Annotated in this window: 12 protein-coding genes and 4 pseudogenes; 6 read left to right on the top strand and 10 right to left on the bottom strand. The window is 59.5% G+C overall.

Annotated features, from left to right (window positions below):
• The 5 genes from aroE to ACTJJN_RS10840 form a co-directional block, all read right to left on the bottom strand.
• Positions 1–685 (bottom strand): shikimate dehydrogenase (aroE, locus tag ACTJJN_RS10860; RefSeq protein WP_440781246.1); only part of this gene is annotated, 685 nt, incomplete at its 3' end.
• Positions 682–1,914 carry a CaiB/BaiF CoA transferase family protein gene (locus ACTJJN_RS10855; RefSeq protein WP_014756511.1) on the bottom strand — a complete coding sequence of 411 codons (1,233 nt, stop codon included), beginning with the start codon at positions 1,912–1,914 and terminating at the stop codon, positions 682–684. The genes aroE and ACTJJN_RS10855, both read right to left, overlap by 4 nt.
• On the bottom strand, positions 1,911–2,366 hold the full coding sequence (locus tag ACTJJN_RS10850; protein WP_004576665.1) for a MaoC family dehydratase: 456 nt from the start codon (positions 2,364–2,366) through the stop codon (positions 1,911–1,913). Before ACTJJN_RS10850 ends, ACTJJN_RS10855 begins: the two co-directional genes overlap by 4 nt.
• On the bottom strand, positions 2,363–2,761 hold the full coding sequence (locus ACTJJN_RS10845) for a VOC family protein (protein ID WP_003248238.1): 399 nt from the start codon (positions 2,759–2,761) through the stop codon (positions 2,363–2,365). Before ACTJJN_RS10845 ends, ACTJJN_RS10850 begins: the two co-directional genes overlap by 4 nt.
• On the bottom strand, positions 2,758–3,705 hold the full coding sequence (locus ACTJJN_RS10840; RefSeq protein WP_221100111.1) for a ketopantoate reductase family protein: 948 nt from the start codon (positions 3,703–3,705) through the stop codon (positions 2,758–2,760). Before ACTJJN_RS10840 ends, ACTJJN_RS10845 begins: the two co-directional genes overlap by 4 nt.
• A gap of 93 nt (positions 3,706–3,798) precedes the next feature.
• On the opposite strand from ACTJJN_RS10840, the gene ACTJJN_RS10835 reads away from it, so the two are divergent.
• Positions 3,799–4,698: a LysR family transcriptional regulator gene (locus ACTJJN_RS10835; RefSeq protein ID WP_003248234.1), complete on the top strand. Its 900-nt coding sequence runs from the start codon at positions 3,799–3,801 to the stop codon at positions 4,696–4,698.
• Positions 4,699–4,840: 142 nt separating this feature from the next.
• Positions 4,841–6,844: a hypothetical protein gene (locus ACTJJN_RS10830; RefSeq protein ID WP_440781245.1), complete on the top strand. Its 2,004-nt coding sequence runs from the start codon at positions 4,841–4,843 to the stop codon at positions 6,842–6,844.
• A gap of 196 nt (positions 6,845–7,040) precedes the next feature.
• Here the strand turns inward: ACTJJN_RS10830 and ACTJJN_RS10825 are convergent, their stop codons facing one another.
• From ACTJJN_RS10825 to ACTJJN_RS10815, 3 genes are all read right to left on the bottom strand, one after another.
• A complete protein-coding gene (locus ACTJJN_RS10825) occupies positions 7,041–7,802 on the bottom strand; it encodes an SDR family NAD(P)-dependent oxidoreductase (RefSeq protein ID WP_440781244.1) in 762 nt (253 codons plus the stop codon).
• A gap of 155 nt (positions 7,803–7,957) precedes the next feature.
• On the bottom strand, positions 7,958–8,152 hold the full coding sequence (locus ACTJJN_RS10820; RefSeq protein ID WP_401223596.1) for a DUF6196 family protein: 195 nt from the start codon (positions 8,150–8,152) through the stop codon (positions 7,958–7,960).
• Positions 8,153–8,221: 69 nt separating this feature from the next.
• Positions 8,222–9,478: an NADH:flavin oxidoreductase/NADH oxidase family protein gene (locus tag ACTJJN_RS10815; RefSeq protein ID WP_440781243.1), complete on the bottom strand. Its 1,257-nt coding sequence runs from the start codon at positions 9,476–9,478 to the stop codon at positions 8,222–8,224.
• Between the two features lie 166 nt (positions 9,479–9,644).
• Here ACTJJN_RS10815 and ACTJJN_RS10810 point away from each other — a divergent pair.
• Positions 9,645–9,971, top strand: a pseudogene (locus tag ACTJJN_RS10810) (hypothetical protein); the annotation flags it as partial.
• Positions 9,972–9,986: 15 nt separating this feature from the next.
• Here ACTJJN_RS10810 and ACTJJN_RS10805 read toward each other — a convergent pair.
• Positions 9,987–10,466: a MerR family transcriptional regulator gene (locus ACTJJN_RS10805; protein ID WP_221100113.1), complete on the bottom strand. Its 480-nt coding sequence runs from the start codon at positions 10,464–10,466 to the stop codon at positions 9,987–9,989.
• Between the two features lie 137 nt (positions 10,467–10,603).
• Positions 10,604–10,963 (bottom strand): annotated as a pseudogene (locus tag ACTJJN_RS10800) (SDR family NAD(P)-dependent oxidoreductase); the annotation flags it as partial.
• A 54-nt stretch (positions 10,964–11,017) separates the two neighbouring features.
• Here ACTJJN_RS10800 and ACTJJN_RS10795 point away from each other — a divergent pair.
• From ACTJJN_RS10795 to ACTJJN_RS10785, 3 genes and pseudogenes are all read left to right on the top strand, one after another.
• Positions 11,018–11,650, top strand: a pseudogene (locus ACTJJN_RS10795) (oxidoreductase); the annotation flags it as partial.
• Positions 11,651–11,701: 51 nt separating this feature from the next.
• A pseudogene (locus ACTJJN_RS10790) lies at positions 11,702–11,833 on the top strand (histidine phosphatase family protein); the annotation flags it as partial.
• Between the two features lie 118 nt (positions 11,834–11,951).
• A complete protein-coding gene (locus ACTJJN_RS10785) occupies positions 11,952–12,467 on the top strand; it encodes a GrpB family protein (protein ID WP_012052477.1) in 516 nt (171 codons plus the stop codon).
• The last annotated feature ends 222 nt before the right edge of the window (positions 12,468–12,689 follow it).

Here is a 12,689-nt window from a genome sequence, read left to right as displayed (position 1 = left end):
CGCGGGCCAGGCGCAGGAAAGGCGTGAGGCCTTTGCCATAGGCCAGCTCGTAGGCCAAGGCCGCCTCACCCAGCACATCAGCCGGCAGTGGCGGCAAGTCAGCGGTCAGGCTCGCCGAGGTGGCGTTGACCACGATGTCGAACGATTGCCCTTCCAGCGCTTCGTAGCGGCTGATGCGCAGACGCGGGTGATCGAGCTCGTTACGCAGCGCCAGCGCCTTGGCCATGTCCCGGTTGGCGATCACCAGCTCGCGTGGGCCCGCCTGCAGGAACGGCAGCAACGCCCCGCGCACCGCGCCGCCAGCGCCCAGCAGCAGCACACGGCGGTTGCGCAGCGGCTCGCCAAGGTTCTCCTCGATGTCCCGCAGCAAACCGATGCCATCGAAGTTCTCGGCGACGATGCAGCCATCCTCGAACTTCAGCGCATTGGCCGCCCGTGCCAATTGCGCCCGCTCGCTGCGCCGGTCGGCCAGCTCGAAAGCACGCAGCTTGAACGGGGCAGTGATGTTCATGCCCTTCCCGCCTTCGCTACGAAACTGCAGTACCTGGGCTTCGAAGTCGTCCAGCGAGCCCTCGATAGCCCCGTATTCCAGCTGCTGGTTGCTGGCCTGGGCGAACAGGCCATGAATCAGTGGGGACTTGGTGTGGTTGATCGGTCGGCCGATCACTGCGTAGCGGTCGCTCATCGTGCATCTCCGTGGGTAAACAACACGCCATCCGCCTGCAAGGCAATGATTTCTTCAGTACTGAAGCCAAGCCCGGCGGCCACTTCGGCGTTGTGCTGACCAAGGTCCGGGGCTACTTGGTGAATCGTGGTGTCGCAGTCGGAAAAGCGGAACGGCAGGTTGGCCAGGCGCAGCGTGCCGTAGCGTGGGTGCTGCTGCTCGATGACCATGTTGCGTGCCTGGATCTGCGGGTCGGCCAGCACTTCGTCGATGCGTTGAACCTTGGCACTGGGGATGTCGATGCCATCGAGCAACGCGAGGATCTCGGCCACCCGACGCGCGCCAACCCAGTCGCGGACCACCGCCAGGATCGCCTCGCGGTGGGCATTGCGGCCGTTGAGGCTGTGGTAGCGGCGGTCGCTGCCGAACCCGGGCGGGCCGCCGTTGGCTTCGAGCATGGCCGCGAAGCGCTGCCAGGCATCGTCGACCTGGGCGGCGATCACCAGGTCGCCGTCGGTGGCGCGGAACACGCCGTACAGGGTCGAAGTGGGCATGTCGTGGCCGGTCTGCTGGGGCAACACAGTGCCACCGGACAGCGTGTAACACTGCACCGCGTATTCGTGCATCGACACCAGGGTGTCGTACAGCGCCATGTCGATGTGCTGGCCTCGGCCACTGCTCACCCGGCCGAGCAGCGCGGCATTGATCGCCGCCACCGCGTGGATGCCGGTGTACATGTCGCCCAGGGAAATACGCAGCAGCGGCGGTGCCTCGCCCGGCACGCCCACCATCTGCATGATCCCGCTCTTGGCCTCGGCGATCAGGCCGAAGCCGGCGCGGTGGGCGTCCGGCCCGGTATGGCCGTAGGCGGAAATCGAGCAGTACACCAGGCGCGGGTTGCGCGCCGACAGCTCGGCGTAGCCCAGGCCCAGCTTGTCCAGGGCGCCGGGGCGGTAGTTCTCGATGAACACGTCGGCCGAATCGGTCAGGCGCTGCATGAACGCCTTGCCGCGCGGGTCTTTCATGTTGACGCTGACGCCCTGCTTGCCCATGTTCAGCTGCAGGAAATAGCCGCTCTGCTGGTCGTCCAGGGTGAACGCATGCTGGCGGCCAGCGTCGCCGCTACCCGGCCGCTCGACCTTGATCACCTCTGCGCCGAGCGCCGCCAGGCAACGGCCGACATAGGGGCCGGCGAGGAAGTGGCTGTAGTCAATGACGCGGATACCCGCCAATGGCAATGCCTGGCTCATGCTGCAGCCCTGCGCGGCACCATCAACCGGTGCTCGCCACGTTGCACGACTTCGCCGTGCTGGTTGATCAGTTCCGAAGGCAGCACCACGATGCCCCAGCCAGGTCGGCTGTTGCTCGGGCGCATCGCCCCCACCCGCATGCGCACGTGGAGCACGTCGTTGACCTTGATCGGCAGCACGAAGTCCCAGGTCCAGCCCAGCGACATGCCCGGTAGGAAGCGGTACTCGCACTGGGTCTTCAGGCCGTCGGCGATCGACAGCCCGAACAGGCCGTGGGCAACCAGGCAGCCAAAGTGGCTGGCGTTGGCGTAGGCCTCGTCGACATGCACCGGGGTGTGGTCGCCGGTGAGGTCGGCGTAGGCCAGGATGCGTTCGCGGGTCACGGTGTAGGTCGGGCTGATGCACTCATCGCCTTCGCGGGCATCGTCCCAGTACTTTTCAATCACGCTCATGCCTGCACCTCCGCGCGCGGGTCGATGGCCAGTGCCTGGGCTACGCATTTGGCCGGCAGCGCCTGGATGAACTCCACCGCCAGGCCATCAGGCAGGCGTAACCAGTTACGGCCCTGGGGCATTTCGCTGACGCCAAAGCGCTGGGCAGCGGCCAGTGCCGCTTCCAGGTCTTCGCACATGATGCCCAGGTGCGCCAGGCGCCCTTCCGGGCCAGCGAAGTCCGGCTGGTGAATGAACTGCAGGCCGCCGAGGGTCCAGTACTGTGCCGGCTGCTCGACGTCACCCTGCACTTCACGCATGGTCATGCCGCACACCTCGCTGAAAAAGCGGATATGCCATTGAATGTCCTGCACCCAGAACGCCACGTGTTCGAGGTAGGCTTTTGACTGGCTCATGGGGTTTCCCTCTTCTGCTGATCGGCCATGGCGCGCTCGATACCCTTGATGCAGGCCACCAGGGTCGCGTTGACCGGCGTGGCCACGCCATGGCGCTGGCCCCAGCGCACGACGGAGCCGTTGATGAAGTCGATTTCGGTGATCGAGTTTTTTTCCAGGCTCTGCAGCATCGAGGTGCGGAAGCTCGCCGGCAGGCCCTCGGCGGCCAGTGACCAGGCAGCCTCGGGGCTGGTCAGGCTCAAGCGGATGCCGGCGCGCTCGGCCACGGCAATGGCCTCGGCCACGGCGGCCTTGGCGGTGCTTTCCAGCAGCGGCTCGCTGTACAGCTGGCCGTAACTGAGCATGGTGATGCCGCTCAATGCACCGGTGGCGACGTTGACCAGCAGCTTGTCCCACATGGTGCCGAGGATGTTGTCGCTGACCGTGGTGGCCAGCCCGGCATTGTTGAACGCTTCGGCGATGGCCTGCACGCGGGGCGTCAGCTGGCCGTCGAGCTCACCGATGAAAGTCTGTTTGCCGGCCACACCGGCGCGGATCGAGCCCGGTGCGAGTAGCACACCGCCGACATAGGTCTTGCCAGCCAGCACCCGCTCGCGACCCACCACTTCGGCCAGGATATCCTCGTGGCCGAGGCCATTCTGCAGCGACAGCACCAACGTCTGTGGGCCTATCAGCGCGAGGGCACCGGCGATGGCCTCGGCAGTGTGAAACGACTTCACCAGCACCACCACCAAATCGGTCACGCCAACGTCTTCGGCTTCGATGGCCGCGTTGACCGGTACATAGCGCTCGCCCCGTTCGTCCTGCACCCGCAGCCCATGCTGGTTCATCGCCTCGACATGCGCGCGGCCGCGGTTCAGCAGCCAGGTTTCATGCCCTGCCTCGCTCAGGGCTGCGCCAATGGCGCACCCCAGTGCACCGGCGCCCAGAATGCAGATTTTCACGTCGCAGACCTCCTGTGATTTGCGATCACCTTATGCAGCGGGGTTTATTTGCGCTATACAATGACCTCAATACAGCTATTGAGAATTTCAATAATGACTACCCTGGAGGCCCTGCCCGAACCCAAGCTGCTGCAGCTGTTCGACGTGCTGTACCAATGCCGCAGCGTGACCCGTGCCGCAGAACAGTTAGGGCAGAGCCAGCCGACCATCAGCATCTGGCTGGCGCGCCTGCGCGAGCAATTGAACGACCCGCTGTTCGTGCGTACGCCGGGCGGCATGGCCCCTACCCCCCGCGCCGATCAGCTGATAGGGCCGTGCCGCGAGGTGCTGGAATCGCTGCGCCGGCTGACCGCCTGGGAGCCGCAGTTCATCGCCGCCACAGCGCAGCGGCGTTTTCGCCTGTGTGTCAGCGATGCCAGCCACATCACCTTGCTGCCAAGCATCCTCAACCATCTGCGCAGCCATGCGCCGGGCATCCGCCTGGAGGCGGCGCGGATCGACGGCAATACCGAGAGCGCGCTGGAATCGGGCGAAGCGGACCTGGCCATCGGCTTCGTGCCCTGGCTGGGAGGGGGAATGTATCAGCAGGTGCTGTTCGAGCAGGACTGGGTGTGCCTGAGCAACCCGCAGCATCCGCGCCTGGGCGATGGCATGAGCCTGGAGCGGTATCGGGCCGAGGGGCATGTGCAGATCAGTTTCGGCACCGGGCAGAAGCTGCTGGAAGCAGGGTTGGCGCGGGCCGGGATCGAACGGCGGATCATGCTCGAGCTGCCAGCGTTTCTCGGGTTAGGGATGATAATCGGGACTACCGATCTCCTGGGCACCTTGCCGCGGCATATCGGGCAGACACTGGCCGATATGCATGGGCTACAGGTCCATGACTGCCCGTTCGAAGTGGAGGGATTCACGGTCAAACAGCATTGGCATGCCCGCTATCATCAGGACAATGGAAATCGATGGTTGAGGGAAGTCGTTCGCGGATTGTTTCAGTAAGCCCGCCAAGCAGGCTCCCGTTTCGACTTAAGCAGGGGTTAAAATCAATGCCATTACCCAAGGTGGGGAATTCTTGATCACGGCTATTTGCATATCGCTAAGGCCGTTGCTCTACAGCGAGATCATGAATCAAGGAGTTTCGATGACCTTTGCAAAGCGTGTCAGGGATAACCAAGTCGCCCGCCCAAATCAGAGAAGTTTCAATCTGGCTGAATGGAAAGCGGCTTTTGAACTCGACGGGATGGATCAAGCGTCCAAAAATTTATACGAAGCCGGTGTCTGGTTTTTCCGGGCCTTCTCAACCATCAGGGGCGAGTTGAGCTTCGCGGCTGACAAGAAAATCAGCCGGAATGACAAGCTGTTAGCGTTCGTCAGCCATGCTAACTTGAACGCCATCGGCTACCAGTTATCAATTGCCGACATTGTTCGCGAGTCCAGGTCGCAGAATCCTGCGCAGCGAAGTGCAAGCCATATCCTGCCCAGCGTGCATGACCGTGATGGTGTAGCCCATTCGTTGGATCAGATCGCGCAATCGGATATCGACGGGCTACAACTCCCGCTTCGAATGATCCTTAGCCAGAAGCCGTCGCACGCCAAAGAAGCGCAATCGAGAACGGCATCACAAAGCGATATCGCAGTGGATTACGCCATCGGAACTTTCTACAAAATTATCGAAGACTTATGGGAAGAGTGTCTGTGGAATAACTACGTTTTCACCGAGTCCGCTGAAGGCGTCAAGTTGTCGCCAGCACGGCCCTCTGACGCAAATTGGAAGTGGATAACCTTAAGTCGTCGCAGTGCCGTTCATCACGCCAGTAGCCTTCACCATCACTCGATGTTTGAGCAAGCCCGCCGCTCAAACAGCCATGCCGCGCTCGGCATACCTAGACCCATCGTTGCAGTGACTGCCGTCGACGGAAATTACACATTCGTGCTGGCAGCGGATGAAACAATCGGTGAGCGGTCCCGCGAAAGCTACGTTCTCATGCAAGAAGCCTTGCAGCCGTACTACGCAGAACTTGCCCGATTTCAAAGCCCTCGGCTCGCAGGAGGCACGATAATCGACGTGATCAAGTGCTGGACCGTGCTGCAAAGCTTGGTGGCACTTTTGAAGAAGGGGTCTCACGTATCCAACAACCCGCAAACCCCCACCCAAGCATTGGCCGAACTCACCACGCCCAGAATCCCACGAGGTGCGTTAATAGAAGCCATCCGTGACTCACTGTGCGTCACCGCCGACATCAGCCACAAGCTGCTCGAGTTCTTCACCTATTCACCCTCAGCAGCACAGCGGCATGAAGAAAATGAACTGTGGACACAGCCCCTTATCGCCTTGAACGACAGCGAGCTGCTGGTGCTCTTTACCCCCTCACTGGGCACAACCCAGCGCAACGTAGACATCTGGATCCGCCAACTCGGTGCGAAGTTTGATACCCGTGGGCTGTCATTTGAAAACTATCTGCGCGACGTGTTGAATTACACCATCAGCGCCTCCCCGATAAAGCGGGACGTTGCTCTGATGCCCCACGCGTTGAAATTCAATTTACCGGGAGACGTTGAGGAAGAACCTCTCTTCGAAGACATCGACATCGTGTTGCGCATCGGTAATGTCGTTGTCATTGGCGAAGCAAAATGCTTTCTGCAACCGGTCGACCCCGATGAAGTATTCAAGCATCGGGAAAAGATCATTGAGGCCCAGACCCAACTTCAACGCAAAACAGACTACATCCAAAAATACAAAAAACAGTTCCGTGAAGAGTGCGCGAGACGTGATTTCCGTCTGCCCGAAGACTTCAAAATCCAACCACTCATTTTGCTCAACGGGCAGACCCACTGCGGCATTCCCTACGCCGGCACGCCCATTGTCGACATCATGATTCTGGCGACTTTCCTAAGAGGCGTACTACGGCATAACATTGTAGTCACCAAAGCAAACGGGGTGGAATCTGCGGACGCGTACCCTCTCTACAGTGACATCATCGAAGCGCAAACCCTGCTAGAAGCGTATTTGATGACCCCCCCACAGCTCCAACGTTACACCACTGCATTGGTCGAACGTCAGGTTATCTACCGCGACATCGTCAAGGCGCTTGAACCGGTGACCTACGATTACTTCGAGGTAGACCTGTCCAGAATCTTGGGGTGACATCGGCGAGTATCCTATCACCCTCGCAAAGTACTTATGCAAAGGCTTCAGACGCGGATAGAGGGGATCGACTCTGGGCCTGCCCCGTGACAGCGGACGCCAAGAAGCTGGCTACAGATGCCTATGCTATCCGTCCGGCGTATGAGCGAGTCGGTGAAACAGCGTGGCTCTTCTGCTCCACCGAAACACGCTAAACCTAAGTCAGCTTCAACCCACCGTCTGAAAGGAGTATCTCGCCGGTCAGGTAGTCCGACTCGACCAGCATGACAACCGCTTTTGCGATGTCGTCGGGGCTGGCGGCCCTGCGCATAGGTGCGCGAGTTCGCCACAATTCTTGGGCCTCTGTCCACTCTGCGGTCAGAGGCGTGTCGACCAAGCCAGGCGCCACAGCGTTTACGCGAATGTCTGGCCCCAGCGTTAGCGCGAGCAAGCGGGTCATGTGATTTAGCGCAGCTTTGCTTACCGCATAGGGAATCGATGCGCCCTTAGGACGGGTACCGGCATGCGAACTGATGTTTACGACGCAACCTGCTCGACGGTAACGGGCGGCATCGCGCAGTGCCGACTCGGCCAAAGCGACCAGATGGAACGGTGCCACGACATTAACCTCGTTAAGCTCGTGCCACACCGTCGAACTGGCAGAGGCAAGGTCGCCGTGCGCAATGACTCTGCTAATACCGGCGTTATTGACCAGTACGTCGAGCTGCCCCCACGCGGCGATAGCCTCGTTAACAAGCCTGACCCTGTCAGTTTCGACAGCAAGATCAGCTTGCAAGTAAATAGCCTGCTTCATTTCGGCAACCATCGCGCGTCCCGTATCCGCAGAGTTTCGCGAATGGAGCACCACCGCATAGCCTGCCCGGCTAAGGACACGTGCAATGGCTGCGCCGATACCGGACGTTGATCCTGTCACCAACGCAACGCGTAATGCGTTATCGGTTGTCGGATTGGGTGTCATATGGGTATCTCGAATGGAGTGCTAAAGAGTAAGCGGCCAGCGTACACACCTCGCACAGATCAGTCAGCCATCCACAGATGCGGAAGCAATTGCTCGGTCTCACTGGCTCACTGCGTCGGCAGCCGCGTCAGCACATCGATAGATACGCGCATGGGTCATGCCCCTTCAGCCGCGCAGAAGCTGATATCGGGGGACACGCGAACGTATCCGCTACCGGGGCACTCCACCTCCCCGTCTGCTTGGCCATCTACCAACGTCTGGATCTCTGCGAAGACATCTGAAGCCAGGCTAGCCGGGACAACCCAATAATCAAAAATCCCGCCCTCCTCTCGATCCTGGCCACAAGTCACAAAATGCCGGTCCCAAACTTCTGCTTCAGGCGCATTGCCAAACAGCCAACGAGCCCTCTACAGCGATCGTCATCTTGCGTCTCCCAGGCCCTTGTCATGCGCAGACGTTTCAATCCATTTTCGATACTGGCGCGTGCGATAAGCCATGAAGAGCTGTTGCACGATCAGCGCGCGCAACGGCGAAACGCTCGGATCAGGCTTTTTAGCCCGGCTGAGTTTGCGCAGTTGAAACTTCACTACTGCCATGTTTGCCAAGGATGCGATGGCTTTGTTTTTCCAGGTGATCGCCGGCAATTGAGGGGCGTTGTCTTTGCCCTGCAACCAGTCACGAGGCAAGTGCGGATCGATGGCTAACGCCGTGCCGATACCCACCATGTCCACACCGCTCTGCACGACGCTTTCGGCCACCGCGCGGCGACGTATACCGCCAGTGACCATCACCGGCATTTTGGCGACGGTTTGGAGATCACGGGCGAATTCGACGAAATAAGCTTCGCGAGCCAGGGTGCGACCATCGCGCGCGTCACCCTGCATGGCGGGGACTTCGTAGCTGCCTCCCGATAATTCCACCATGTCTACGCCCAGGTCGTTGAGCCACTCAACGACCTTTTTCGCGTCTTCGGTGGTGAACCCTCCACGCTGGAAATCGGCGGAGTTGAGTTTGACCGCCACTGCAAAATCCACAGAAACCACGGCCCTGACCGCCTTGACGATTTCGAGCAACAGGCGCGCCCGATTTTCCAGAGAGCCACCCCACTCGTCCTTCCTTTGGTTGGTCAACGGCGAAAGGAACTGGCTCAACAAATAGCCGTGGGCCGCGTGGATCTCCACACCTGTGAATCCGGCTTGTTCGCCCAGGCGTGCGGTGTTCGCAAAGCGCTGAATAACTGCTTCGATCACGCCGGGGGGCATCGCGTGAGGCGTGGCAAAACGCTTGGACATTGTGCCCAGTTCCAGCGGCACGGCTGACGGTGCCCAGGTTTTTTGCCCAAGATTGGACTGCATCTGCCGCCCTGGGTGGTTTATCTGCAACCAGAACTGCGCGCCGCCGGATCGACCAATACGCGCCCAGCGCTTGAACTTGTCCAGTTGCTGATCGTCCTGTAACACCACACCACCCGGTCCGGTCATGGCGCGGCCGTCGACCATCACATTGCCGGTGATAATCAGGCCGGCACCACCGTCGGCCCACGCTTGATAGAGACGCATGAGTGCTTCGGAAGGCGCCTGGTCGGCATCCGCCATGTTCTCTTCCATGGCGGCTTTGGCGATTCGGTTCTTGACGGTCGAACCGTTGGGAAGCATCAGGGTGTCGAACACATTCATGGAGCAGTCCTCAATTGGATATGCGGCCACCTTAAGTTTGAAGTCGACTTTAAGGTCAATACCTTTTTCAAGGTCAGTCGATTTTCAACGCGCCAGGTCCTGGCAAGTGTGTCACCCGATGGGCGCCCGACAACCGAGTGGGGTGTTCAATCGAAGTCTTGGCAGCACCGACAGCCAGACCGGAAAAGTCGACGTGTCCTTCAAAGCGAAGAAACTCGACAAGCTCTCTCGCGAAGTCGATATCGTCACCAGCAGCTTCACCAATCTCGATCATCAGGGCCAGTTGGCATACGGTTATGCGGTTTCCCGCCAACTGCGTCACGGCTCGAGCCACGACGCAGATTCAGCCACCCTCACACTAGGCGACGGCGCTCTGTCGAATTACCTCCGCCCCCTGAAGCTTGGGAAAATGATGAAGTACGAATACGTGCCAGCGTTTCAGAGTGCGCTCTATGCCCCCAAACCGCTCGCCGGCCTGATTGGCGAGCGCTGAGACTTTTTGCGCCTGTCAGGCCCCGGAAGCCTGGCGGGCGTTTTTTCTCGTTGAAGACGTTACCGCACGCTTGCCGGACGCTTGGCCAACCCCTTCTTCACGCAAACGATTTATCAGCATTTGCGCATTGTCCGCGCACGCCATGCCTTCGGGCTTACCCTCGATGCCTTCGATGACGCGCAGAAGTTGCGCTTTGTTTTGTGCTAGCCGTTCCTCCAGCGCACTGATTTCCTCAACCTTTTGCTTGAGCCCAGTGAGCAACTCGTCGTGCCGCCAGCCACTGGCGTCCATCGGCATCAATTGCCGGATCTCCTCCAAAGAAAAACCTGCCGCCTGTGCGCTGGTTATAAGTTGCAGCACCCATTCGGTATCAGGCGCATAGTCCCGGTATCCATTGGCCTTGCGCTCGACGGCGCTAATCAAGCCACTGGCTTCATAGAAACGGATGCGTGACGGAGCCAGCCCACTGATTTTTGCCAGTTCGCCTATTCTCATACCTCACCCTGAAAAACCTATTGACCTTAAAGTTGACTTTAAGTCTAAAGTCATCGGGCGGCCAAGCACAACGTGTGACTTGGTCGCCTTGGTTTCATAGGGAAGCGGAGGCCGCGAATTCGATCATTCGTACACAATCACGCGTTCAGTGGGCGCTGATATCGTTCAGCCGCGTGGGTTTGTCGAATGTCAGACATCAGCCCTTGACGTGCACCTTCCAGTGCATCCCAGCGCTCGGCAACATGAAGTGGCGGGATGGTTACCAACTCGCGACGGTCGAAACCGACAAGTGCAGCATCGACCAGCTCACCGACCTCCATCACCTCCGGGAGTGTGTTGACGTCAATGCCGGCCCGCGCCCAGATCTCGGTACGGGTCGCTGCTGGCAGCACCGCTTGCACGTACACGCCCTTGGGTGACAGCTCCTGACTCAGCCCCTGAGACAGAAACAGCACGAAGGCTTTGGTAGCGCCGTAGATAGACATGCCGAACTCGGGCAATTTCCAGGCGTGACGCTTACCACGGCGGTCAGTGTTTCCTTGCTTCCCCCCATAGAGGAGAACTGCCTGAGGGCCGACGCCGATGACTACTACCGCAGCAAGATCCTCGCTGACCGTGTCGTATTGTCGTTCCTGGAGAGCCACCCCCAGATGCATCCCTGTATGGTCTTGCCTGGCTGGATGTGGGGGCCTGGCGACATTGGCCCAACCTCGTCGGGGCAATTGGTCAACGATGTGGTTCAGGGCAAGTTGCCCGGGTTGATCCCTGGCAGTTTTTCCATTGTCGATGCCCGTGATGTGGCATTGGCACACATTGCCGCAGCCAGACATGGGCGCCGAGGTGAGCGCTATCTCGCGGCGGGTCGACATATGACAATGCGCGAACTGATGCCTGTTTTAGGATGCATCGCGGGCGTCAAGACACCCGCTCGACAAATACCGCTGCCCTTTCTATACACCTTGGCGGCTGTGCAGGAGATCTATGCGCGCCTGACCGGCAGACCCATTCTGCTGAGCATGGCCACGTTGCGTCTACTGGTACGAGAGCAGGACCGCACCCGTTTCGACCACCGCAAGAGTGAACAGGAGCTTGGACTGAGTTTCCGGGCACTCGAGCTGACAATCGCCGACACCTTGGCGTGGTACCGTGATCATGGCGGGTTTGAAAAAGGCAGCCTGCTGTGAGCGGGGAAATAATCCTGATGCGCCACGGCCAGCCAAAACGAGTCACAGCCATTGTTCGGTAATGGTTTCATGAATCGGATGATCTCCAAGCACCTGATGGCAGACGGATGGAAACACCAAACGCGTAACGGCAGCCAGTATTGGAGTGCGACGGTCTATCGATATGCGGGTGTTGAAGCGTGAATCGCCCGGATTCCGAAGACACATCTCGGCGACAGTGATTGACCTGTAAGTCGGTGGCAAAAGCACACGCCTTGGTGGACAATCCGGCGCCTCGAGGATTTATCGCCAAGGAACGGACATGGCACTGACCAGCAAGATTGCCCCCTACGATCCCACATGGCCCGCCCGCTTCCTGACAGACAAGCCACTCATTGCCTCGGCATTTGACGCTGAACTGATTGCTGTCCACCACGTTGGAAGCACGTCTGTCCCAGGGCTGGCGGCGAAGCCCGAACTCGATGTGCTCATTGAGGTTCACGCGCATCGCAATACCTCGACGCGGGACGAGGTGTTGATGGCTCTGGGGTATGTACGGGGAAGTGATCTGTCAGAGGGCCATCATTTCTACCGGCGCAATGTGGATGGGATTCGCACGCACAAGCTCCATGTTTGTACCCGCGACCACCTGACGATCACTCAGATGCTGGGGTTCAGAGATTTGCTTAGGCGCGATGCCTCGATCCGCCAACAGTATGAAACGCTGAAGCTTCAGTTGGAGTCGATCAATACGGGTGGGATGGCTGAGTATCTAGAGAAAAAGGCGCCTTTCATTATCGCGGCGCTGCTTCATGCCGGTATAACCACGCGTGAATGATCGATTCTTCTGGCACTCCCCTTCCTCCCGACAGTAGCGACAAAGTCACCACTTCGATTGCGGCCAGCTTGACCGGCCGCCGGCACCGCCTGGAACAAAGCCCCTCACATCAAGGAACAACTTTCATGATCACTTGCCATGTCCCCCTTTGGCAGTTGTTTGTGAAGGCCAGCCAAGGCTGGAAACGGGCATTTCTGGCAGGTAATTGCTGATTAATAAAGC

Source organism: Pseudomonas sp. 22515, assembly GCF_052044625.1.
Lineage (GTDB): Bacteria > Pseudomonadota > Gammaproteobacteria > Pseudomonadales > Pseudomonadaceae > Aquipseudomonas > Aquipseudomonas alloputida.
The sequence above is the reverse complement of the archived record's forward strand: the minus strand, read 5'-3'. Positions and strand labels throughout refer to the sequence as shown.